22 protein-coding genes are annotated in these 24,771 nt (G+C 41.5%); 9 read left to right on the top strand and 13 right to left on the bottom strand.

The window, feature by feature from the left end:
• Positions 1-121: 121 nt before the first annotated feature.
• From I6N90_RS14845 to I6N90_RS14830, 4 genes are all read right to left on the bottom strand, one after another.
• On the bottom strand, positions 122-2,536 hold the full coding sequence (locus tag I6N90_RS14845) for a DUF5724 domain-containing protein (RefSeq protein ID WP_197936375.1): 2,415 nt from the start codon (positions 2,534-2,536) through the stop codon (positions 122-124).
• A 206-nt stretch (positions 2,537-2,742) separates the two neighbouring features.
• Entirely contained in the window at positions 2,743-3,588 is an 846-nt protein-coding gene (locus I6N90_RS14840) for a MetQ/NlpA family ABC transporter substrate-binding protein (RefSeq protein WP_197936374.1), read from the bottom strand.
• Between the two features lie 39 nt (positions 3,589-3,627).
• Entirely contained in the window at positions 3,628-4,293 is a 666-nt protein-coding gene (locus tag I6N90_RS14835) for a methionine ABC transporter permease (RefSeq protein ID WP_197936373.1), read from the bottom strand.
• Positions 4,290-5,297 carry a methionine ABC transporter ATP-binding protein gene (locus I6N90_RS14830; protein ID WP_197936620.1) on the bottom strand — a complete coding sequence of 336 codons (1,008 nt, stop codon included), beginning with the start codon at positions 5,295-5,297 and terminating at the stop codon, positions 4,290-4,292. The genes I6N90_RS14835 and I6N90_RS14830 overlap by 4 nt, the downstream gene beginning before the upstream one ends.
• A 399-nt stretch (positions 5,298-5,696) precedes the next feature.
• Between I6N90_RS14830 and I6N90_RS14825 the strand changes: the two genes are divergently transcribed.
• Complete coding sequence (locus tag I6N90_RS14825; RefSeq protein WP_197936372.1) at positions 5,697-6,122, top strand: SET domain-containing protein; 426 nt, start codon at positions 5,697-5,699, stop codon at positions 6,120-6,122.
• A 116-nt stretch (positions 6,123-6,238) separates the two neighbouring features.
• Here I6N90_RS14825 and I6N90_RS14820 read toward each other — a convergent pair whose 3' ends face one another.
• Positions 6,239-6,463, bottom strand: a complete 225-nt coding sequence (locus I6N90_RS14820) for a hypothetical protein (RefSeq protein ID WP_197936371.1) — start codon at positions 6,461-6,463, stop codon at positions 6,239-6,241.
• A gap of 279 nt (positions 6,464-6,742) precedes the next feature.
• Between I6N90_RS14820 and I6N90_RS14815 the strand changes: the two genes are divergently transcribed.
• The 3 genes from I6N90_RS14815 (at position 6,743) to I6N90_RS14805 (ending at position 10,321) form a co-directional block, all read left to right on the top strand.
• Positions 6,743-8,368 carry an AraC family transcriptional regulator gene (locus I6N90_RS14815; RefSeq protein ID WP_197936370.1) on the top strand — a complete coding sequence of 542 codons (1,626 nt, stop codon included), beginning with the start codon at positions 6,743-6,745 and terminating at the stop codon, positions 8,366-8,368.
• Between the two features lie 103 nt (positions 8,369-8,471).
• A complete protein-coding gene (locus I6N90_RS14810; RefSeq protein WP_197936369.1) occupies positions 8,472-9,488 on the top strand; it encodes an ABC transporter substrate-binding protein in 1,017 nt (338 codons plus the stop codon).
• 5 nt (positions 9,489-9,493) lie between these two features.
• Positions 9,494-10,321, top strand: a complete 828-nt coding sequence (locus tag I6N90_RS14805) for a (2Fe-2S)-binding protein (protein WP_197936368.1) — start codon at positions 9,494-9,496, stop codon at positions 10,319-10,321.
• A gap of 100 nt (positions 10,322-10,421) precedes the next feature.
• Here the strand turns inward: I6N90_RS14805 and I6N90_RS14800 are convergent, their stop codons facing one another.
• Positions 10,422-11,612: a serine hydrolase domain-containing protein gene (locus I6N90_RS14800; RefSeq protein ID WP_197936367.1), complete on the bottom strand. Its 1,191-nt coding sequence runs from the start codon at positions 11,610-11,612 to the stop codon at positions 10,422-10,424.
• Between the two features lie 343 nt (positions 11,613-11,955).
• On the opposite strand from I6N90_RS14800, the gene I6N90_RS14795 reads away from it, so the two are divergent.
• The 3 genes from I6N90_RS14795 to I6N90_RS14785 are packed head-to-tail and all read left to right on the top strand — an operon-like array spanning position 11,956 to position 15,107.
• Positions 11,956-12,537: a DUF4358 domain-containing protein gene (locus tag I6N90_RS14795; protein WP_232243005.1), complete on the top strand. Its 582-nt coding sequence runs from the start codon at positions 11,956-11,958 to the stop codon at positions 12,535-12,537.
• A gap of 9 nt (positions 12,538-12,546) precedes the next feature.
• Positions 12,547-13,935 carry an MBOAT family O-acyltransferase gene (locus I6N90_RS14790; protein ID WP_197936366.1) on the top strand — a complete coding sequence of 463 codons (1,389 nt, stop codon included), beginning with the start codon at positions 12,547-12,549 and terminating at the stop codon, positions 13,933-13,935.
• Positions 13,936-13,955: 20 nt separating this feature from the next.
• Entirely contained in the window at positions 13,956-15,107 is a 1,152-nt protein-coding gene (locus I6N90_RS14785; protein WP_197936365.1) for a DHHW family protein, read from the top strand.
• Between the two features lie 28 nt (positions 15,108-15,135).
• Here the strand turns inward: I6N90_RS14785 and I6N90_RS14780 are convergent, their stop codons facing one another.
• The 3 genes from I6N90_RS14780 to I6N90_RS14770 form a co-directional block, all read right to left on the bottom strand.
• Positions 15,136-16,014 carry a DUF72 domain-containing protein gene (locus I6N90_RS14780; RefSeq protein ID WP_197936364.1) on the bottom strand — a complete coding sequence of 293 codons (879 nt, stop codon included), beginning with the start codon at positions 16,012-16,014 and terminating at the stop codon, positions 15,136-15,138.
• Between the two features lie 82 nt (positions 16,015-16,096).
• Positions 16,097-16,693, bottom strand: coding sequence for a thymidine kinase (locus tag I6N90_RS14775; RefSeq protein WP_197936363.1), 597 nt, complete (start codon positions 16,691-16,693; stop codon positions 16,097-16,099).
• Positions 16,694-16,728: 35 nt separating this feature from the next.
• Complete coding sequence (locus tag I6N90_RS14770) at positions 16,729-17,508, bottom strand: TerC family protein (RefSeq protein WP_197936362.1); 780 nt, start codon at positions 17,506-17,508, stop codon at positions 16,729-16,731.
• A 348-nt stretch (positions 17,509-17,856) separates the two neighbouring features.
• Between I6N90_RS14770 and I6N90_RS14765 the strand changes: the two genes are divergently transcribed.
• On the top strand, positions 17,857-18,168 hold the full coding sequence (locus tag I6N90_RS14765; protein WP_197936361.1) for a thioredoxin family protein: 312 nt from the start codon (positions 17,857-17,859) through the stop codon (positions 18,166-18,168).
• A gap of 19 nt (positions 18,169-18,187) precedes the next feature.
• Here I6N90_RS14765 and abc-f read toward each other — a convergent pair whose 3' ends face one another.
• Both abc-f and I6N90_RS14755 read right to left on the bottom strand, forming a co-directional pair.
• Positions 18,188-20,017, bottom strand: coding sequence for a ribosomal protection-like ABC-F family protein (abc-f, locus tag I6N90_RS14760; RefSeq protein ID WP_197936360.1), 1,830 nt, complete (start codon positions 20,015-20,017; stop codon positions 18,188-18,190).
• A 317-nt stretch (positions 20,018-20,334) separates the two neighbouring features.
• Complete coding sequence (locus I6N90_RS14755) at positions 20,335-21,315, bottom strand: ring-cleaving dioxygenase (protein ID WP_197936618.1); 981 nt, start codon at positions 21,313-21,315, stop codon at positions 20,335-20,337.
• 225 nt (positions 21,316-21,540) lie between these two features.
• Here I6N90_RS14755 and I6N90_RS14750 point away from each other — a divergent pair, with 225 nt between their 5' ends.
• The gene (locus I6N90_RS14750) at positions 21,541-22,182 is read left to right on the top strand and encodes a M15 family metallopeptidase (protein ID WP_197936359.1); all 642 of its coding nucleotides are present in this window, start codon (positions 21,541-21,543) and stop codon (positions 22,180-22,182) included.
• A 225-nt stretch (positions 22,183-22,407) separates the two neighbouring features.
• Here I6N90_RS14750 and I6N90_RS14745 read toward each other — a convergent pair whose 3' ends face one another.
• Complete coding sequence (locus I6N90_RS14745) at positions 22,408-23,601, bottom strand: MFS transporter (protein WP_197936358.1); 1,194 nt, start codon at positions 23,599-23,601, stop codon at positions 22,408-22,410.
• 47 nt (positions 23,602-23,648) lie between these two features.
• Positions 23,649-24,686: an LLM class flavin-dependent oxidoreductase gene (locus I6N90_RS14740; RefSeq protein ID WP_197936357.1), complete on the bottom strand. Its 1,038-nt coding sequence runs from the start codon at positions 24,684-24,686 to the stop codon at positions 23,649-23,651.
• Between the last annotated feature and the right edge of the window lie 85 nt (positions 24,687-24,771).

The raw sequence follows: 24,771 nt of genomic DNA, 5'->3' as shown, positions 1-24,771 counted from the left end.
CTCCTACATGCCATCGCATAGCGCGTGGATTAGCTCTTTTAAGCATTTTATCATCGTTTGCGTCGAAAATCGAATACCATTTTAAAAATAGGTAAATTACTCAAAAGTGCTCTGAATTTGGCTATGGCGAAATAAGGCATTGTATCTCTGTTATCTTATAGAGATCCCTCAATGTCTCGGAGATTACGACTGACGGTACTTGTTCTAGTGCAATTCGTTCACCCGTAGTACAGCTTTCAAAATAGAGTCTCTTTAACGTTAAGCTAGTTTTATCTTCGTCTACATGGGGATTATATTTCGTTTCTATTGTAGCTTTAACACCAAACATTTGAAACAACTTGCATGTGTTTTCCTTTTCGTTTTTCCAAAAATGATTGTTCAACAAATCTAGCATAACCTTGAGTCTAACTGTCTTATTTAGAAACGTATCTATAAAAAATTCATCTGCTCCTGCACACATTTTATTTAGGAAAATATCACGTTGCACTTGTTCAAAAGGCTGTGTAATGCCCATCTCCCGTAGCCTGCTCTTCCACCCATCTAACAGGCTATTTTCTAGCAAATAATAAGGATGCTCCACAACTATGCTCTCAAGAGCTGTAATAGGTGCCCCCTCTCCATCTAATGCCCTTACACACCCTTTATCCAAATCTAATAAACCCGCAACGTGCCCGTTTCTAAATAAAATGGATCGTAGTAAGACTTGACTAGGTGGATTACGCCATAAAACGTTCAACTCATCAATCGTAAGTGGGTCCTGCGATTCCATCGATCGTTCCAGCTCAATAATCATTTGACTTACATCGATAACGGGATCAGCTCCGTCCTTCTTCACGCTCTCCATATGCCAAATAAATCGTGTTGCATTCGCATAGCCTGCGCATTCAGCAAGTAGATTCATTGCTGTATCTGCTGCTTTACTATCATCCGCAAAATTTGAGCTATCACTTGGATCGCTCTCATTTCTGAAACGATTAATAACAACATATCTATCGTATAGATCAGCTATCGCCATGTCCATACTAATCGGCATAACACTATATACGAATAGATGCTCTTTGCTTCTATCATTTAATAGTGATGCTGTAACGAGCTTCATATCCAATTGACCTAGAACCGCATCTATTCTAAGCTTTAATGACGTATAGTTACTAAAGTTACCACTACCAATTTTCCGGGCTGCACTCTCAAGCAATGCTCGAAATCGGACTTCCCCTAATCCCGTATACACGTCACGGAATTTCCGAATATCATCTTCCTCCTCTAACCATCTTTCCGGCGGCCAATAGGCGTAAAGATTCATTAACTCCACTGCATCGGCCATAGTAGGCCATTCCAAGTAGTCTTCGATAATGGTAGACCATCTCGGTTGAAACATAACAGCATCAAGCAATTGTCCCTGAGATATATCATATTGTTGTATCAACTGTCTAAGTAAAACTGGATCGTCTCCTGACGCTGAATTAATATGTCTGAACAAATGAATGAGCATCTCTCGTTTTGTAGAAATATCAGTGCTGAACTTCTGATCTTTATAGTAATAATGATGCAAATCATCACCCAAGAGCGCTATAATCCGTATCCAATTTTGCATACCTTCTACATCTTGCATGTGGATCAAAAGATAGCTTGCGTCAGTTGGATAATCTGAACTTTCTAATTCCGTATCCATTAGCGATTGAAGTATGTTGTCTCGGATGCGACCTAGCTTGCTCTCCTTCACATACTCTTCTGCTCTTGAACAGAAAAGTTCATTTAAGAAATAGCGATTATGTTTGCCAATAAGTACTTGTTTATATAGTTCGTTTTCACTTATTAGTCCTTCACAACATGCACGCATCACATCATACATGCTATACGCTGGCTCACGAAAAATATGTTTAGCAACTCGTTCGTAGCTGTATAGGGAATAAAACCTTTTTTTGAACGACTCATCATCATATTCCGCTTCTCGAAGCATAGTCTTCCATGGCATCATAAGAAATTCCAACCAGCGTGAATGATCTTCATGCAACTTCTTCTGCGGTAATGCTTGAACTATTGTATTGAATGCTTGATAAGCTACCTCGAATGCTACCGGGTTTATTTGTTCAAGATACTTCTCAATCCTATACGTTACTATTCGGGGATGCTTCAGATTATCGATTAGCTCCCTTACCTCAATTAATTTCTCCAACGGATATATATGATTAGCAAACGAAGAACGCCAATTGTCACTATTACTATGATCATCTGTAGGGGTCAACCATGAAGCATGACACATCTTTGCATAAAAATTAAGTTGAATAATTACACTCGAAGACCAATTATTTTGCTCAACGAATGGTTCCCACAAAGCAGTAAACTTTTTTATATTGTCATCGTCATCCGCACTATCCATTAACGGTACAATCTTATCTATCGCATCATCTAATAACGTTAATAACGATCCAATCTCTTGCACTGAAAGTGTAAAAAATGATTGTAATGAAAAATCAGAAACGATCGGCTCAGGTATCAACCATTCATCCTCTAGTTCTGGGTCAAATAACTTCAATACTTTCCCCTCCATTATGTTGCTCGCTCTAGCTACATACGTTCTACCACTAAGAATAGATGATTTCCAAATATTTGTCTCCCAAAGTTATATCAATAGATACTTTAACTGGGAGTAGGTTGATATCATGCGTTCATCTCTGTACAAAAAAACAGCCTACCCTCTAATGAGAATAGACTGTTTCCTATTTATATATTTTCAATTTACTAATCAAAAGCTGGAATTACAGCACCTTTGTACTTGTCGTTAATGAACTTCTCAACTTCAGCACTTTTCAAAGCTTTTACAAGTTTCTGAATCGCTTCATTGTCCTTGTTGTCAGGACGTGTTACCAAAATGTTCACGTAAGGAGAATTTTTGTCCTCGATAAGCAAAGCATCCTCTAACGGGTTAAGATCAGCTGCAAGTGCGTAGTTGGTGTTAATAGCAGCAATATCGAACTCGCCAAGTACACGTGGAAGTGTAGCAGCTTCAAGTTCTACAAATTCAAATTTACGCGGATTGTTTTTAATATCAGCTAAAGTTGCTTCAACTCCAGCACCCTCGTTTAGTTCAATCAGACCATGCTGAGCAAGAAGATGAAGAGATCTGCCGCCATTAGACGGATCGTTCGGAATCGCAATTTTTGCTCCATCCTTCAATTCGTCTATCTTTTTAATTTTGCTTGAGTAAACGCCGAACGGCTCTACGTGAATACCAGCAGCTTTAACTAGATCATATCCTTTGTCCTTATTGAATTGATCAAGGTATGGTACGTGCTGGAAGAAGTTTGCGTCCAATTGTTTCTCGAACACTTGCACGTTTGGCTGAACATAATCATTAAATTCGATTACTTCCAAATTTACGCCTTGTTCTTTAAGTACTGGAATTAAGGAATTAAGTATTTCTACATGTGGAACAGGCGATGCTCCAACTTTAATCGTTACTTCCTTTGCAGCTGGCTTTTCTGTTGTTCCGCCTTCAGCCTCTTTTTTACCGCCATTACCTCCGCAACCAACAAGTACTACGACAAGTGCTAGCAAAGCAATCAAAATTTGTGATCTCTTTTTCATCTCTATTCCCTCCAAATTCTCACGTTTTCTATGTCAATTCTACTTCCGGCTAAAGTAACGAACTAACGAATCTCCAGCCATTTGCAAAATTTGAACCAAAATTAGTAGCAGTACAACCGTTACTAGCATGACGTCCAGCTGGAATCGTTGATAGCCATAACTGAGTGCTAATGCACCAAGTCCACCCGCTCCTATCGCACCAGACATCGCCGTGTAGGATACCAGAGTTACAGCCGTTACTGTTGCCGCGGCAATTAATCCACCTCTTGATTCCCTAAGCAGTACGTGGAATACGATCATCGCTTTGGATGCTCCCATCGCAGTTGCGGCTTCAATAACGCCACGATCTACCTCACGCAGCGCCGACTCCACAAGTCTAGCGAAGAAGGGAACTGCTGCCACGACAAGTGGCGGTATAGCGCCCTTAACGCCGATAGACGTTCCTACGAGCATTTTCGTTAAAGGCATAATGATAATCATCAAAATGATAAACGGAACGGAGCGAAACACGTTCACAACAAACGATAATATGGCATACGAAATCTTGTTTTGCAGAAGCTGTCCAGCCGACGTTAGAAACAATATAATGCCTAGCAGGAGACCAAATATAAGTGTAAAGAGCAAAGAAAATACTAACATCGACATCGTATCTTGGGATGCCTCTAAAATTTGTTCCCAGCGGACGTTTTCAAAAAAATTATTCATAGTTCACTCACCCCAAGTCCACGTTGTCCAAGTTCAGCAATAATCCGGCTTACATCAGCATTACTGCCTCTCAGCTCAACAACAAGCTGCCCATACGGGGTATCCTTCATCTTAGACACTGTACCTTGCAGTATCGCAAACGTTGCATCTGTTCCACGCACTGCTTCGTAAAGAATAGGCTCATACGTTTGTTCACCACGAAATGCAATGCGGACAATCTTACCTTGTGTTTGACGAGCACCAAATGTTTCTTCGCCTAAAGTGTCGAACACTTCAGATACGAATTGCTTCGTCACTTTGTTCGTCGGATTAAGGAAAATATCCAGAACCGTTCCTGACTCCACAATTTGTCCATGATCCATAACGGCAACACGGTCGCAAACCGCTCGGATGACGTCCATTTCGTGTGTAATAAGTAAAATCGTAATCCCCATCTTACGATTAATGTCCCTAAGAAGAGTTAAAATGCTGTCTGTTGTCTCAGGATCTAGTGCTGACGTTGCTTCATCACAGAGCAGTACATCCGGTTCATTGGCGAGTGCTCTCGCAATTCCAACACGTTGTTTCTGTCCACCAGACAATTGACGAGGATATTGATGCTGATGGTTAGTTAGACCAACTAATTCAAGCAATTCATCAACACGAACTGCAATTTCGTTTGAAGATTTCTTCGAAATTTTGAGTGGGAATGCTATGTTATCTCGCACTGTGGCAGTTGATAGTAAGTTGAAATGTTGAAATATCATTCCGATCTGCTTACGTCTGTCTTGAAGCTCCTTTTCCTTAAGTAACATCAAGTTATTATCTCCGACGATTACCGTCCCGCTTGATGGCCTCTCCAGCAAATTAACACTGCGCAGCAATGTACTTTTGCCCGCTCCAGATCGTCCGATTACGCCGAATATTTCTCCCTTTTCAATCTTGAGATTAATTCCACTAAGTGCATGGAAATAAGATTTGTCGGACCTACGGTACTGTTTATTAATGTCAATCAATTCAATCAGTGAAAACACTTCCTTTGTATGGCAATTCCTGTTTTTCCTATCAACTCACTTGGTTATTATCATAGGGCATCAGAATTGAAAAAACAATAGTTTATTTGAAAGGTAATTTATTGTAATCAGTCCTTCATGTGCAATCGATTACAATAGAGCTTTATTTATGTTAAGATGCGCTATTCCAGTATGAGGATATACATCTACATTAAAACAACTGTGTTGTGCGCAACTACCAGAGTAATTGTTTCGCTTCATCTATAGTGAATGATACGATTCCTACGATTACAACAGCGAACCTAATAGTACACTGGACTTGCCCTATTTATCAAGGTACGATACAATTTTGTAACGTTTGAGTTCCATATGAACTCTCAAGATTAAACAGCGAGCAGGTGACAAGTAGTCATGATTGAAGTTAAAATTTCTGAACTTAGCAGCGGACCACTTAGCGGTGAGTTCAATAGAGGCGTATTTGCAACACAAGCAATTTCAAAAGGTACTCTTCTTCATGTGGCTCCAGTGATCACATATTTAAACGAGGATCATGAGCATATTGAGAAAACAATTATTGCTGATTATTCCTTTAACTTTGGTGCTAATCATAGTGCTGTTTGCTTAGGGTACGGTAGCTTATTCAACCATTCCTATACACCAAACGCAACGTTTGAGCTTAACTTTGACAATCTTTCCATCGACTTCTATGCTCATACGGACATCCAAGCAGGCGAGGAAATTCTTATTAACTACAACGGTGAAGTCGATAATAACGATCCTTTGTGGTTTTATGAGACGGGTGAAGATGAAGAAGAAGTTGTAGAAGAGAAAGCATAAACAGGCTTACTAATTAAAACGTTAAGAACCACTTGGAGTAAAGTGCCCATGTGGTTCTTTTTGTTTATCATACTTTAAAATATAATAAGTTCATCAGTTCGCGAATTGCGTAGCAATTACCAGTAAAACGGATAAAGATATTGCCCGCCTACATCCATCCGATGCCCCATTAATACGCGAGCTGATTCAGTACTTTTTCTTTTACCTAACTTTCGCAACACTCGCACCTTAAAAATCCTTTTCAAGTACGCAGGTGGCAGTGGGTATAGTTCTCCATGTATAGAAGATCCATTGATCATTATGGTCATGAATAGTATTAGTGCAATCATTCTCTTTAACATTTTCATTTCTCCTCTTATCTATAGTAGTCCTATTGCAGAAAAAATTACCCAATTTGATCTAATTTGTATCATCTCAATTTTAGCATAATTTACCTATACACTATATAGTTGTTTTTACAAAATTAGGACATATTTCTCATCAACTTGTTTTAAGTAACGGACTCTTGTTATTTTAGTAATGCTCCTTTAGTATTACAGTGCAAACCAACGAAATGACTAAATCAAAATTCAGGTATATGTTGCAACTGTATATCCATATCAGCAGGACGGAGCTACCTTATGTACAAAAAGATACTAGCAACTCATAGTGAACAGCTTGATGTGCTCGATACGACGTGGTGGAAGCTACGTTCGATAGAACGGCTTGGGCGCGGAGAAGATAAATGGGAACTGTTACGGCATTTTTCAGATGCACATGTCATGATCATTACATCCAAAGGTAGCGGCTGGATTAGTGCTGATGGCGAATATAATGAGCTAGCTAGTAACAGCACATACATTTATGCGGCTGGTCAACTTATGGATGGTTCTTTCCAGTTCCAAGACTCAGGCAAAGAACAAGGAATCTTTTTACTAACCTTTAATGTGTTACAAGATACTAATCTATCTTCCAAAAGCTCACTCCCGCTCATTGGTACTATTAATCCCTCTTCGCCCGTGACCATATGGTCGCTTTGCGAATCGCTCGAATTAATTTGGAAGGAGAATTCTCCACTCGAAAGATTAAGGGGTAGTATTCTTTTTCATGAGCTGTTGTATCGACTAATTCGAGACCGTTTAAGTGTAAAAGAGCTAGAGCTCGAAGGAGCTTTGGAATATGTTAGATCCTATATAGAGATGCATTATCAAGATGATCTCACTATAGAAACATTGTCCTCGCTTATCGGTATAAGCCAGCGTCACTTTGTCAGATTGTTTAAGCGAAAATTCGGCTGTGGGGCTATCGAATATTTGACTAAATTTCGTATTAGAGAAGCACAGCGATTAATGCAGTCTGGTGCCCAGCACCGTATTCGTGATATTGCTAGACATGTCGGTTACCATGATGACAGTTATTTCCGCCGTAAGTTTAAACAAGTAACGGGTATTCCTCCCGCTACTTTTATTAGCAATCAAAATCTTCAAATTGTTGCTTATCATCGAGAACTTATCGGGCAATTGCTCGCACTCGGCTTCACACCATGCGCAGCTCCTGAAGCACATCCGTGGACTAATTATTATAGACGCAAGTTCATTACGGAAAATCTATTACCGCTGAGCGAAAACAAGGCTGACGTAATTCAAGCACTCAAATCTATTAAAGTCGATTATATTTTTGGTTTAGATCAAGACGTTAGCGATCTAGAAAAGAATGAGCTTCATGCTATCGCACCAGTTTGCCTTGTCCCTGTTCGAAATCAAGATTGGGGTCAGCGACTTCATTATCTGGCAAAGTTTCTAAAGGTTGAACATACCTATGATCGATGGCTTGCCGCTTATGATCTAAAAGTAAACCTCCTAAAGGAGCTTATTCAACATACAATTGGCAAGGATACGATGCTCGTTGTAAAAATAAATGGACTAAACTGCTCGCTTGCCGGAACTTATAGTCCTGCAACTGTTCTGTTTGATGATTTGGAGATTCCACGGGCGTACCCGGTGCCTTTAGATTCTGATGATATACCGATATCATTGGAGCAATTAGGCCAAATGGAGTTTGATAGGATGTTTGTTCTTTTGGAGAGAGAACAAAGCTCTAACAATGAATGGATAAACATTCAACATTCAGAACAATGGTTGTCACTACCAGCAGTTAAACAGGGTAAAGTAGACGTCCTTTCTGCAGAACCATTCGGAGAATACACCGCGTTTACTCATGAATTATTGATCATTGAACTATCGAATATATGGCGTGATCGTGCATAAAAACTCGTCCTTATTGTCACTATGTTCAATTAAACAGTTAAGATATACTTCTGAGTGGAGATAATGATTATCAATATCGAACACATACTCAGGAGGAATACAGATGATTAAACGTAGTTCGTGGACTGGTCGATTCAAAATACAAGCCGTACTATTAATACTCGTTTTACTACTAAGTGCATGTGGCAATGCCACTAATGATGGGGGTAAAGTTGAACCCTCTAAAGAAGCAAATAAACCCGCTACCGAAGCGACTGAAACATCGGAGCCCAAAGAACGAACCGTTAGTACAGTTAAGGGTGATGTTGTTATCCCTAATAAACCGGAGCGTATTGTAGGGATGTCTGCTGTATATGCAGATTTTCTAGGAGCGCTAGGTGTTAAGCCTATAGCAGTTGAAAACTATCATGCTGAGTTCCCGACTTACTTGACTGAAGCAATGAAAGATACAACTAAATTAGGAATGAGCCGCACGCCAAACTTTGAAGGTATGTTGGCAGTTAGTCCTGATGTTATTCTTACACCTGCATGGTGGTCAGAAACTAGTTATGATCAATTGACGAAGATTGCGCCAACAGTGCTACTACCGCAACGTGACAACTGGAGAGACGAACTTAAGGATATCGCTGGCGTTCTTGGCAAAGAAGCTGAGGCAGAAAAAGTAATCGCTGATCTCGTCACTAAAGGTGAAGAGGCAAAAGCAAAACTTGATACGTTGGTTGGCGATGAAACAGTATTATATATGATGGTTATGCCGAAGGAACTTGTTGTATTTGGAGAAACGATTGATCGCGGCAGCTTTATTCATAAACAATTGGGACTTACACCAGTGCCGTCTTTCCCTCAATCAGAACTTAGTTTAACAATTTCTATGGAAAAGATGCCTGAGTACAATCCAGATCATCTCATCATTCAACTTGATGATGAAGAAAATCCAGATGTTAAGAAGATGTACGAGCAAATGACAGACAACTCCGTTTGGAAAAACTTAAAAGCAGTTAAGAGTGGACAGGTTTATTTTGTAGGAGGAAAAGAGTGGTTCAGCCTAGGTATGTCTCCTCTTGCAGATAGCTATGCAATCGATGATATCATTGCGAAGTTCGAGACAACAGGGAAATGAGTATTATGGACAGAGGAAATGACTTAGGGGATTGCTGTGAAGCGATCCCTTCTTTATTATCAAGCCGCTATTATTTACACCTGTCTGCGAAGACTAAGATCGACGATTCTATTACTGCGGAGGGGCTTTTGTCACATGACAATATGCGTTTGTTCGTAGATCATTATTGTTCGCTAATTGAAGGTTTAGATAGAGAGGCAGCAGCCGTTTCCTTAGCTGGCTGGTTTACAGGTGCCGCACTCGCCATACAACACATGCTTTCCGTGCACAATCATATTTTGAAATTTGAGCTTGCTGATATGAGATTTTTTATCGAGCGGAATGAATCCGCCTTCCCTGAGATACGGTGTCATGTAAATGAATGGACGATTTCTAATTTGCCACTGGAAAAAATGTCTCACGAACAACAGAGGTACAACACGCTCGCACATGCTTATGGTCAATTACTTGCCCCTCTCCTGCGAGTAATTGCCAAAGTGTCTGGATCAAGTGTTAGAGCATTATGGGGACAGGTGCTTGCTGCCCTTCATGATGCATGCATGTTGTGGAAACAAGAGATTCAGCATTCTGAACAGATTACAACCATTATCAATGACTTTGATACTGTTGTATCTGGTTTGGACGGAGCATTATTTCAGCTCAAAAGGAATCCGTTAAACATCCCGTTACGATATGTAAAGTCTCTGGATGGGACAAAAGAAGATGTTCTTCTAAAGCCATCGTGTTGTCTTTATTATCGAATTGAAGCTGGGCAATATTGTTTCGTTTGCCCTCGGATTACGGAGAAAGCTCGAACTGTAATGCGAGAAGCATTTCAGAAGGAGAAGGGATAATAGAAAGTAAAATAAAACGCCCCGCATACCCCATTGCTTACACAATAGGCGGCGGGACGTTATTCAAATTTCTAAGACGTTTAGCGGCACAGCCAAACTTCTATTGACTGAATTCAGCCTTTATTACATTCAAACGCTGGTCAAACGTATCCAAATGTAGCGCATTTATATTTACAGCCATCACATGCTCCCCGCCTATCAATCCTCCAGCAAACGATGAACTTCCTTGAATGTCGCCGCCATGTCCCCAATATGTTTTACCATTCGACAAGACTGTTCCCATCATTCCTAGTCCGTAAAGTCCTATCGGTGACTCAACGCCATCCAGCATTTGCTCTAATGTCGTAGGCTTCAATAGCTTACCACCTAGCAATGCACTGAAAAATATATTCAAATCATGCCCTGTTGAAATCATATCCCCAGCAGCATTACTAAACGATGGATTTATTTCAGTGAAATCTACTAATTTATTTTCTTTACTGCCAAGCGGGATTGTATAGCCTCTAGCGTGTAATCCTGGAATATGTGATGCGTTGCCAGGTGAATATGTATCCTTCATTCCTAGCGGTTCAATAATACGTTTCTTAACCTGCTGAGCATAAGTTTCACCTGTCACCTTACGAATAATTTCACCGGCAAGCACAGTATTTGTATTGGAATATTCCCACTTCCCTGCTTCTCCTGAAGCAAATGAAGGTTTCTTGGAAAGTCCAACTCCAATTAATTCCTTTGCACTGTAGGTACGGAATGGCGTTTTTTCGAACTCTTTTATAAAATCCTCTGATACATAATTTGCTATTCCGCTCCTCATCTGTAACAAATGGCGAATCGTAATCTTATTTCCATCGTATCCATTTCCTTGTACAACGCCTGGCAGCCATTTCTCTACCGTATCTTCTAGGCTTAACTTATTCTCGTCTACGAGTTGCAAAATAACTGTTGCTGTAAATGATTTGGTTATACTTCCAATTCGGAAATTGTAGGTCGACTTAATCGGATTCGAATCATAAATGCTTGCTTGACCAGAAGCATAAGACCATCGCTCACCATTTTTTATCCCTACAGCAAATATTCCCGGTGTAAGCTTATGAGCTGCTGCTTGATCCATCGCAAGCTTCACATTAGCTCGTTCTTCAACGATAGCCTGCTGACTCACCACTTGTTGTTTCGCTATAGATCCTTCTTGTGCGTTTACGGCTCCTTGCACTGAAACAAGCAGGGTACTTGCTGTTACTGCCGCAGTCAGTATAATTGCTGTTTTCTTTTTGATGTCGCTTGTGCTTGAAGTCATATTAATTCCTCGCTCTCATTTTTGAAAAATTTAAACTATACTCACTTGAACCCATTCGCTGCTTCCTTACAATTTCATCATATAGTCGTGACCTCTCTTTTTTCTTTCTCGTTTCTTACTTCCTTCTTACTTTTCGAAAAAACGGTAGAGCGGGTAAAAAAGGGCTTTGAGGGATAACTCCCTCAAGGCCACTATGAAAGTAACTATTCATTGACCACACAATATTTCCGTCCATCTTTTCCCACCCCCACCCCCAATGCAACATTCCTTTCCCCCTCCACGTTTGTAAAAGTGTGAATTCACATAACATAGACATGATTAGACACCTAGGAGATGAGTGAATATGAAGAAGCGAGTATTACTTCTATTGATGGTTGTTGCGATGGGTATTGCCCTTACTGCATGTGGCGGAGATCAGACGAACAAAGATACGAATGTGGATAAAGGAACGAACACTTCCACTACCGATAAAGGTACAAACACGAATAAAGATAAAGAAACAGAAGCAGGCAAAGGGGACGATACGGGCGCAGTGAAAGCTGGTTCAACTAAAGAAATCGTCGAAGCGATCTTAGCTAAAGTAGAGCAACCTGCTCAAATGCCCGTCGAAGGCGAGATGCTGAAGGACATGTACCATCTGGATGCAGCATTGCTAGAAGAATACACGATCAAGATGCCTATGATGAATGTAAAAACGAATGAAATTGCCGTCCTTAAAGTGAAAGACGCTAAAGATATTCCAACTGTAGAAGAAGCGATCAAGAAGCGTGCAACTAATGTACAGAAACAATTCGAAACCTATTTGCAGGATCAATACGAAAATGCAAAAAACTATAAGCTAGTGACTAAAGGCAATTACATTCTGTTCGTCATCGCGGAAGATGCGGACAAGATGGTTGCTGAATTTGAAACTTTAGTGAAATAACGAAGAGACATGGTATTCAGTAGTCTCCTCTTTTTATTTATCTTTTTGCCAGCAGTATTGCTGCTGTATCACACCTCTCCCGGGCGTACGAAAAACCTGATCTTATTCGGGACAAGCTTAATTTTCTACGCTTGGGGAGAGCCCATCTACATTGTGCTTATGCTGGTATCCACCTTTATGGATTACTTCTTCGGCTTGGCATTAGACAAGCCGAAGGCAAGCGTATTTAAGCGCAAATGTATCCTAATCGCCTCGATTATTATTAATTTAGGCGTTTTAGGTTTTTTCAAATATGCTGACTTCCTCATCAATAATGTGAACGCATGGCTTGGGACAAGCATACCGCCGACGGATCTTCCGCTTCCTATCGGCATCTCGTTTTATACGTTTCAATCGATGTCCTACATTATCGACGTCTATCGTCGTACATCGAAGGCTCAACGGAACTGGATCGACTTCGCGACCTTCGTATCGTTGTTCCCTCAACTCGTTGCTGGCCCTATCGTGCAATATTCAACAATTGCAGACCAACTGCGTCATCGTGTCGTTACGAATGAAATGTTTGCAGAAGGTGTTAGACGCTTCACGATCGGCCTCGCGAAGAAGGTACTTCTCGCGAACAACATTGGTTTAGTTTGGAATGAGATTTCAACATCAAGCGTCGGTTCACTTCCAACGTTAACCGCTTGGCTTGGCATTATCGCTTTTGCATTCCAAATCTATTTCGACTTTAGCGGTTACTCCGATATGGCGATCGGTCTTGGACTTATGTTCGGCTTCCGTTTCAATGAAAACTTCAACAGGCCATACACTGCTCAGAGCATAACGGACTTCTGGCGACGCTGGCATATTTCGCTTAGTACATGGTTCCGCGACTATGTCTACATACCGCTCGGGGGCAATAGGCGTGGACTACTTTTACAGCTCCGTAATATTTTGATCGTGTGGGCGTTAACTGGAATTTGGCATGGGGCTAGCTGGAACTTCCTACTATGGGGACTTTACTTTGGCATCATTCTTATTATGGAGAAATGGTTTGCTCTTTCGTTATTGCAACGGTTGCCTCGATGGCTCCGCCATAGCTATGCGCTACTACTCATATTGTTTGGCTGGGTGTTCTTCGCATTCGACCAGTTACCGGATGTGTGGTCATATTTCTCAGCTATGTTCGGTATGAACGGCAACCCGCTATGGGATGAGCACTCGCTATATTTGCTCTACACAAATGCCGTATTACTCGTTCTGCTAGTTGTAGCATCATTGCCGAATCGATCGCTAGATAAGCGGTCACGCTTGCATCCGATCGCCCTATTATGCTGGCATGCTGTATTGTTTGTAATGTGTATCGCCTATTTGGTTGATGCAACATTTAATCCGTTTCTGTATTTCCGTTTCTAGCTTAAGAGGAGTTTACAACTATGAAAAAAATAATCGATCGATTATATGTCTGGGGATTTCTCTCCATACTCGGCATCATGTCTCTTCTTTTCTTTGTCATGCCAAAAGAAACGTTCTCCGAAATGGAAAATCGAAATCTACAAAAAGTACCTGAACTAACATGGGAGCGCATCTTTTCGAAGGAGTTTTCCGATGATGCGGAGGCTTTTGTTACGGACCACTTCCCTTTCCGAACCGAATGGGTCGCATCTAAGTCTATGATGGAACAACTCAGGCTACAAAAGGAGAATAATGGTATCTATAAAGGAAGCGACGGCTATTTATTTGAAAAGTTCCAAGAGCCAAATTACGAAGAGCTTCAGAAATATGTTGACGCCGTGAACAAATTTACTGTTAATCATCCAGACACGAACACTACATTTCTGCTAGCTCCTAACTCTGTCGGTGTACATGCAGAGCGTCTGCCTTGGCTTGCGTATGCTTATCCGCAAAATAAAGTGAATGATTTTATAGGGGGGCAAGTCAGTGATAACTTGTCTTTCATTAATGGATTCAATTTTCTTGATCCCGCTTCGTCAAACGATGAGAAACCACTTTTCTACCGAACAGATCACCACTGGACAACGTATGGTGCTTATCTGGGCTATCGTGCGTATGCAGAAGAAATGGGCTGGAAGCCATTGTCTGAGGAAGATTTTAACATCCGTACAGTTACGAATTCTTTTCTCGGCAGCTACCATACAAGAGGACAATTTGGCGGGTTGAAACCAGATTCGATTCAAATTTACGAGCCGCATACCCAAGTGGAAACAGAAATGTTTATCGCAGATAGTGGTGAAACGGTAACTAGTCTGTACGACGATAGCTTCCTACGCAAAAAAGATAAATACTCTTATTTTCAAGGTGGAGTGCACGCACTAGTTAAATTAACAAATAAGATCGATCCACAAAAGATCGACCTAAATAAGCTTCTAATTATTAAAGACTCTTACGCCCACAGCATGCTACCGTTTCTAACGAACCATGTAGAAGAAATTCATATGCTCGACATTCGTTTCTATAATGGTAATATTAGTATCTACATGGAAGAGAATGGCATCGACAGCGTGCTGATGCTCTTTAACACATCTACATTTGTAGAAGAACGTGGTCTACTTAAGCTCAAATATTGATTTCTACCTCTATACAACAATCTTCATTCTAAAATAATTCTAGCTGTTCCGGCTCGGCTGGCAGAGATTCCAATGGATCTCTCCCATCGGGCCTTTTCTGTCCCAGCATCGTCATTAATTGCTTCGCATTCGTAGCGGCATCCCCGCCTGAATTATTGTTAAAGATTATCGCAATCTCTTTGCTTTGTTCCTCTAGTTTAGCAAGCTTCTCCACCCACTCATTAAGCTCATCCTCTGAATAACGATAGAGGTAACGTACTTCACGCCAGTTCGGTCCACCGCCATTATTCCACCCTGACACATTACGTCCATGGAACCTCACGATAGACAATGAAGCATCCGTTGCTTGTAAGACGGTAGGAATGCTACCAACTCCGGCTTGAGGTTCATCACATATACTGTGAATCCAGCCTTCCGCTTGCATAAAGTCGAGCGTCCGCTCCTGCATCCCATCTTCGAACCAGCTCTGATGTCTAAACTCCAATGCACAAGGGATGCCATTCATTCTACGTTTCATCTCTCGCAGTATCGCAACGTTTTTGCTATTGCAATCAAACCAAGGCGGGTATTGGAAAAGCGCCGCAGTTAATCTGCCGCTATCAATCGCAGGTTCCAGCATATGTCGGAAAGCTTCAGCCATAGCCCCATGATCCACGTTTGTTCCCGCTGCCCCTCGTTGATGGCCTGTCATGCCTTGATAGGCTTTTACAACAAATCGTAACGTATTCGGTGTCCCATCGACCCAAGCTGCAAATCGATCACGCGGCTGTATCGCATAGAAGGTGCTATCCACTTCCACAACGGGAAAGTGCGAAGCATACACATTCAGTTTGTTGCCAGCTTTCGTTCCATTTGGATAGAGATCATCATGGTCTCCCCACCCCGCTAATCCAATACTAATAGCCACCGCTATTCACCTCGTAAAAGAATAGGCTGTCCGCAAGTAGTTTGAACTACTTCCGAACAGCCCTTCATGTGAAATGTACGTATTAAGCCTCGTTATTTTGGAAAGCTCGATTATAACATCCACGACAAACCGGTTTATAATCCTCATTGCCGCCGATTTGAATCTGTTCACCTGAGTTAACAGGTTTCCCATCACGGAAACGGATAACCATTGTCGCTTTGCGATCACAGTACCAGCAAATGGTTTTAATTTCTTCAATCTTATCTGCTTGAACGAGCAAGTTATAACTGCCTTCAAACAACTGATTTTGGAAATCATTTTTAAGTCCAAAAGCCATTACTGGTATGTTCAGCTCGTCGACAACTCGGGTCAACTCAATAATATGATGTTTCTTCAGGAATTGAGCTTCATCAATAAGTATACAATAAACACCTTTGTCTCCGAGCTCTGCGACGCGACCTTTCACATCTTCAAACAAGTCCGTTTCTTCACTAACCGGATATGCTTGACGCTCGAACCCAACCCGTGAACCTACACGATCCACGCCACCTCTTGCACTAACTGCCGGAGAGTATATGAGAACGGGTTTTCCTTGTTCTTCATAATTGTACGCTACTTTAATAATTTCAAACGATTTACCGCTATTCATGGTGCCATATTTGTAATAAAGCTGTGCCAACAGAGATCTCCTCCAAAATCATTTACGTTTCTCTATTATACAGCTTTTACAGTCTTCTTGTCTTTACTTCCGGACAAGAACCATCCAACTACAGCGATGAGAATAAGAACAGCGTAGAACGAAATTTTCCATGTTTTGGAATGCGCAAACTCGTATGAGATTACGTTTAGTGTCGGGTGAGACAACGTATAAACCGCAAGTTTAACACCTACCCAACCTACAATCGCAAATGCAGCAATCTCAAGGTTCGGTCTTTCTTCAAGCAACTTCACGAACAATGTCGCAGCGAAACGCATAATGATAAGTCCAACGAATCCACCTAGGAAGATAACGATAAAGTGTCCGCCGTCCATTCCGCCGATCTGTGGCAAGTTCGTTTTTGGAAGTGCCACTGCAAGTGCAACAGCTGCCAATATGGAATCTACAGCAAACGCTACATCTGCTACTTCAACTTTAAATACAGTCATCCAGAAGCCGCTCTTTTTAGCATCCTTCTTGTCTTTATTTGCATCATCTTCTTGTTTCTTAACCATAACTTTTCTAAATATATGATTAAGTGCAATGAACAGTAGATACAGGGCACCTATCGCTTGTACTTGCCATACCCCTACGAGGAATGAAATGGCGAACAATGATGCAAATCGGAAAACGAACGCTCCTGCCAATCCATAAAATAATGCTCTCTTTCTTTGCTCGTCTGGTAGATGCTTTACCATAATCGCTAACACTAGGGCGTTATCCGCTGCTAGCAAACCTTCTAGCGCGATAAGAACTATAAGCACCCATCCATACTCCAACAATAATGCAAAATCCATGTTAGTTCCCCCTATTGAAATGATTATTGACCCCACTCATACCTTACTGCCACACAAAAAGACCCTTGCCCGATTGGTTAATCAGACAAAGGTCTCGCCAACAACGTAATGACGTTGCCAATAAAGCCGGAGAATATAATTCTCGGAATGACGACTTTATTGTTACAGCTACTCCCCTTTGGAGTATTATTTGGTTGTGTAAGTGTTATGAACTTGTCGTATTGAAGAACAATACGTCATGGTTTCGAATGTGGTTTCACTTTTTTTATTCGAAAATAAAATATTTTTTGTTATGATTAAACAAAACGAATTTATCAATGTGATCTACACCTAGAAAGGAACGGTACTATGCCCCTTCAAGAACTTAATGAAGCCCAATTATTACTGCTGAGTGAAGCGGACATTGGCAAAGCAGCTATTTTATTTACTACTCCGATGTGTGGCACATGCAAGGTCGCAGAACGAATGCTAGAAATTACTGAAGTTACAGGAGTAGCCTATCCCATTTATAAAACAAATATTAATTTCACGCCTCGTCTGCGCGAGCAATGGCGTATTTCCAGTGTTCCTTGTCTGATCGTCTTTAAAAATGGGAAAGTGGTTAAACAAGAAAACGCGATGCGTTCCGTCGACTATCTATATGATTTACTCAAAGAGTAGTCAATATAAGCAACAATTCCTACGTCGATTCAAGAACTTCTAACTGCTGACGAATAGATCGAATTTGCTCCAATAGTTGTTGTCCGTCTACCGCTTGCACATCTTCCGTACTCATTAGCTGTGCCAACTTTAGACGCAACAACTCCTTTTCGTTATTTAGATGCTGCGTTTCTATACTAGTTGGTCTAGTCCGTTCCATAGACTCATATTCGTCATACGTACCTGGGAAAACAACAGGCGCGCTCTCTCTTCCCATCACCATCAAGGAAGTAGCAAGCTTGCGTGTTAAATATCGATCATGAGTAACTAACAAGATCGCTCCAGGATAATGCTCCAGCGCTTCCTCTACCCGCTCCCTCGTTGCAACATCTAGATAGTTGGTCGGCTCATCGAGTACAAGTAAATTACATTTGCCGAAAAATAAGCGAAGAAATGCGACTCTGCATTTCTCTCCCATACTGAGGTTTCCAATTCGCTTGAATACTTCCTCCTTACGGAACAAAAAACAAGCTAATACTGTTCTCGCATGGGATTGCGTCATCCCTGGTAACTCAAGTAAACTATCCAGCAATGTCGTCTCTTCATCTAGGCGATCAAGCTCCTGTTCAAAGTAACCGATACGAACCCCTGGGTGACGGATGACGGTGCCATTCGTTGGCTCCAATTGACCAATCGCAACCTTCATTAATGTTGACTTACCAACACCGTTAGGACCGATTACTGCTATACATTGTCCCCTCCCTACAGTCAGATTAACACGATCTAAGATCGGTGAACTTTGCGGATCATATGAAAAATAAACGTGTTCCATTCTGAGTAAGGTAGAAGCTTCAAACGTTTCGCCCTCGATCCTCATATGCAGCTCATCAGCTTCTCGCGGTTTCTTCACTCTATCGTCATTCAACCTCTGCAAAGCAGATTCTTTTGCATGTTGCCTAGATACGTTCTTTTTAGACTTTGAGCGCAAGAAATCATTTTGCCCAGCCGCTTTGTGAGCTTGTTGAAACCATTGCGAGTACATGCGTATACTTTCAAGCAACTTCTCACGTTCTTGCTCTTGTTTCTTGTACAACGCTTCAGCCGTTCGAAGCTCCAGTTCCTTCTGTTTCCTATAATCTGTATAGCCACCTGTATAACGTTTTGCACCATTCCGATCAAGCTCTATAATGGCTGTTGCTGTATGGTCGATAAATGTACGGTCATGCGAAACGTATATGATCGTGCCCGAATATGTTCGAACCCAGTCTTCAAGCCATCTTAACGCATCCGAATCCAGATGATTAGTTGGCTCATCAAGCAATAGCAACTTCGGTTCCTTCAATAATAGCGATGCCAATTGCGCCTTCGTCTTCTGCCCTCCGCTCAATTGTTCGAACGGATGACCCCATAATTCAGTTGGCAATTGGAGCTGACGCAAACAAACTTCAGCCTTTCGCTCCCACCCGTAACCATTCAAATCTGTATACTGATCAAATCGCTCGCTATATTCGTTAATCAGTTCATCTGAAACTTCTCCTGCTTCCATCTGCACCAGCAGCGTATTTAATTTACATTTGAGCACAAATAATTGTGACGAGCCGCTAAGAACAAACTCAAATAACGACAATGTTGAGTCATGCTCCGTTTGTTGATCCATCCAGCCCCAGTCTGCGAGTGGCAACAATTGCTGAACAGTTCCACCATCATAGGCCACTCTTCCAGTCAAGCAATGGAGTAGTGTCGTCTTACCTACTCCATTACGTCCGAATAGTGCAATCCGTTCTCCTTCGTTCACTTCAAAACTTAAATGATCGAATAACGTTTCTCCATCCCATTCCTTGGAAAGATTCGTTACTTTCATTATCATCATCGTGCAATCCTCCGTATCTTCTTGGACAATAAGAAAAAAACCATGGCACACGGCACATGGTCTCTGGATACGTAAAGGATGCGTCAAATAAATGGAGCTAACTTGCTCTCATTTATCTAAACCGTTATGCAGGCATCCCATTAGACACACGTATCCCCTGACCGTTTCCCGTAACTAACGAGAAAGCCGCTTGTACATCGACAAGTTGTTCAGGAAAAAAACGTGAGATTACTTCATCGGTCTGGGACCCTCCTGCAATCGTTAGAATTATTGCTAGTATAAGGTATTAAAATCTTTTTATTCAAGGTCAAGTATCATTATAATGATATGTTGGATGTTGAGATCGGTCTCAAACTTGACTCAATCTGAATGCGATGTGGTTCCAGAAAAGCAGGCAGTGCTAACTTCTCTCCTAAATGCTCCATATCCTCATCTGTATCAAAACCAGGACCGTCCGTTGCGAGTTCAAGTAATATGCCGTTTGGTTCACGGAAATATAGGGAACGGAAATAGTAGCGATCGACAAATCCCGAATTCGGCATACGCACTCTATTCACTTGCTCAATCCAGTCACGTAGTTCCTCGTCATTTTCCACACGGAATGCTACATGATGAACACCACCATAGCCTTGGACTTCCCTAGGCAGATCATTCCGCTCCTCAATATGTACTTCTGCCCCCGTACCGCCTTCACCCGTTTCATAAACGATAATATCCGGCTGGCCATTTATTGTCGAAGTATATTTCCCCTTCTCACGGAAGCCGAGTAGCCCCGTTAAAACCATCGCTGTTGGTTCATAATTTTGAACAGTTAACTGGACTGGACCTAAACCCAATATACTATATTTAGAAGGGACAGGGCTCTTATCCCAAGGTTCTCCAGCTGCAACACCACAATTGCCTTCATCAGACACAAGAATGAATCGTTGTCCTTCTCCATCCCTGAAAGCTAATGTATTGCGCCCTGCACGGACGATAATTTCATCATGCTCCACCTTAAATTCTGCCAATCTATCCTGCCAATAGGTAAGAGCCTCATCATCCTTCACTCGAAGAGATAGGGCAGAAATACTGCCTACACCTTCTTGATTCTGCGTTGCTGATGGAATTTCAAAAAAGGTGAGTTCCGTACCTGGATTGCCCTTCCCATCTCCGTAAAACAAATGATACATAGAGGTATCATCTTGATTAACTGTCTTTTTCACCAGACGAAGTCCAAGCACTTTTGTATAAAAATCAAAGTTAGCTAGTCCATTTGCCGTAATAGCCGAGACATGATGTATCCCTTTCAGATAAATCTCCCTGTGATGCATAACTGACATCCTCCCGGTAAATGATGCGATTACAATCTACCAACCGAACTTACACTTATATCCATCAGTGTAAAACTAAACTGATACAGCGTCAATAAAACTTACATCATCATACAACTTGGATAGATATAATTCATTGCTTTCCTTTCTATCGTCCATTACTATTGAAACAGTACTGCACTACTATATTTAAGAATGAGGAGAATAATTATGGCTGACTATCAACCATTACACCAGCAACGCCCACCAGCCGGATTACCTCATAAGAGACCTACTTCAAGAAGCAGAAAAATTCGCAACTGGATCATATTGCTTTTTATTCTGTTGTTGGTAACGGCTTTATGGAGTAATCGATCTGAGCAATTAGAAAGACTTATTCCCTTTATAAAAAAGGATGCACCACAAATAACTGAGCTTCATCCTATCGTACAACTAAAAAAGGAAGAGCTTATTACAGAAGTCGAAAAGCTCGGTATTTCGATTCTTATCACCGACGATTTCCGTAGTCATGAAGAGCAAAATGCCTTGTATGACAAAGGAAGAGAATCCGAAGGCCCCATCGTTACGCATGTTCGAGGTGGCGAGTCTTACCATAATTATGGATTAGCTATCGACTTCGCTTTAAAGACCAAGAAGGGCAAAGTGATCTGGGATCTTGAATACGATGGCAACAAAAATGGTTCGGCCGACTGGATCGAAGTTGTTAAAGTAGCCAAACAGCTTGGATTTAGCTGGGGTGGCGATTGGAAAAACTTCAAAGACTATCCTCATTTACAGATGGACTTTGGTTACTCCATTCGAGAACTTCAACGTGGACATAGGCCAGAAGAAAGTATAGAAAACGAGGAATGAACGCAACAACTAGGAGATTACCAAGTTATCATATAGGAATTATAATATTTATTCCTTTACATTGTAAAGCTATATTATAGAGGCTACAAGTAAAAGGAGCTACTTTATATACGTTTACACAGACATCACATAAATAAACTAAAGGACCCCATAACCCGCCGTTAAGTGGGAATAAGGTCCTTTTTCGCAATCTAAATTCATCTCTAAAGTAAGTGGGAAATCGTCTTATGCGACAGCTTTGACTCGACCTAACTTTTTCATAGACAAGTATAGGCTCGAAGCGAGCACTACTGCTCCAAGAATATAAGGTGCATTAATATCGACATCATACAAGGTTCCCGCAACAGCTGGACCGAAAATATTTCCGAGACTCATATAGGCATTATTCATACCTGCTACAAAACCCTGTTCGTTGCCAGCCGACTTGGACAACAACGTATTAATTGCCGGTCTCATTATCGCTGTCAATGTAAAGAAGAACGACGTTAAGATCAACACGTAGATAAAGTTTCCAGATAACAACATGAGGATCAGTGATACAGCGGATAGTAGGAACGTCCAATTGATTAACTTCTGTTCGCCAAACTTATTAATAAGTTTCCCGATGAACATAGCTTGAATGATTGTGCCAGCTAATGCTCCAACTGTAATGACAATAGAAATTTGAAGTGTTGTATAACCAAACTTCGCATCAACAAATAGTGGGAAGATTGCTTCAAAATTAATGAGACCAAATGTTAATGTGAAAATCAGGACAAGCAGTATAAAGTAAGATGCCTTAAATGACTTCGCAAACTGCTTAACGATATTTTCGCGCTTCTCCTTGACCGCTCTAGCTGCCATTCTCGATTCTAGCGCCAACGACTCAGGTACAAACAGCAGTGAACCAATTGCCGCTAACGCACCAACTGCTGCCGACACATAAAATGGTGCTCGAACACCAAGTTCTGCGAGTAATCCGCCTACACCAGGACCAACGACGAAACCAAGCGACATCGCAGCTCCAAGCATTCCGAGACCTTTACCACGATTTTCTTCTGTCGTTATATCTGCAACATAAGCAAGCATAGACGGTATCATTGCCGCGGCACCAATTCCACCGATTAGACGAGAAATATAGAGCCATGACACGTGATCTGCTAGTGCAAATATAGTATTCGAGACTGTAAACAGCGATAATCCAAGCACGATCATTAGTTTACGTCCATATTTGTCCGAAAGATCTCCTGCAATAGGGGAAAATACAAATTGCGTAATACCAAATGCAGCAATTAAATATCCTGCAGTCTTGCCTCCTGCATCAAATTCCCGAAGAAACTCAGGAAGTACAGGTATTATTAAGCCTATTCCGAGCATGGCGATAAACATATTCACCATTAACAGCATCATTCTGCTGTTGCCTGTATTCTGTGTTGACATTGACGTTATCCATCCTATTCAATTGACTATTTCTATATAGCCTTATTTTAAATATTGGCAATAATTTCGTATGAACGTAGGCGAGCGGTATGGTCATAAATATGAGCGGCAATCATTACTTCATTAGCACCCGTTAGCTCAATGTACTTCTCTAACTTCGTTTTTACCGTTGCTGGACTTCCAGCAATGGAAGAACCAAGTTGTTGCTCTAATGCATACTTCTCTTGTGCAGTCCATAATCCATCCATACTACGTACAGGAGGTGGCAATGGAGCACGACGATTCCTTATAAATCCTAGAAAATATTGTTGTAGTGTTGTTGCTAAAAATGCAGCTTCTTCATCCGTTTCAGCTGCTACAACGTTGACAGCAACCATCGCGTACGGCTCAGCCAGCATAGCAGATGGTTTAAAATTATTGCGATACAGATTCATAGCCGGAACCGTAAACGTTGGGGAAAAGTGCCCCGCGAATGCAAATGGCAACCCAAGTTCTGCAGCAAGCATAGCGCTAAAATCACTAGATCCGAGCAGCCAGATCGGCACATCCGCTCCCTCACCTGGGTAAGCACGAACTGCCATAGCCGTTTCAGCTCTTGTTGGATCTAAATAAGCACGCAGTTGATCCAATAGCTCAGGGAAATCACCGCCGTTCCCTCTCCTTTGTCCACGAAGAGCCGCTGCTGTAAGTCCATCTGTGCCTGGCGCACGTCCAAGGCCCAAATCGATGCGACCAGGATAGAGCGCATCTAGCGTACCGAATTGCTCCGCGATAACTAGTGGCGCATGGTTCGGAAGCATAATACCGCCAGCACCGACACGAATAGTCGAAGTGCCGCCTGCTACGTGGCCAATAACGACGGACGTTGCTGAGCTTGCAATACTTGGAGAGTTATGATGTTCTGCAAGCCAATAACGCGTATATCCCCATCGTTCTGAATGTTGAGCAAGATCAAGCGTATTACGCAAGGAGTTTGCAATCGTTCCACCTTCAATAATTGGAGCAACATCTAATACAGATAAAGGAATACCAAAGGTAGAATGGTTCTTATTCGGTCGCACATAGGAATGTTGTTCCACGGACATTGATATCTCCCCCCTATGATTTCTGAAAACTAATTACTGTAATTATATTTTATACAGTTTTAGAAGTCAAACTTCATAGACGTCC

This window comes from Paenibacillus sp. GSMTC-2017 (assembly GCF_016019935.1).
In the GTDB taxonomy this organism is placed as follows: Bacteria; Bacillota; Bacilli; order Paenibacillales; family Paenibacillaceae; genus Pristimantibacillus.
Note: the sequence above shows the minus strand (reverse complement) of the source record. Positions and strands in the feature narration are given on the sequence as shown.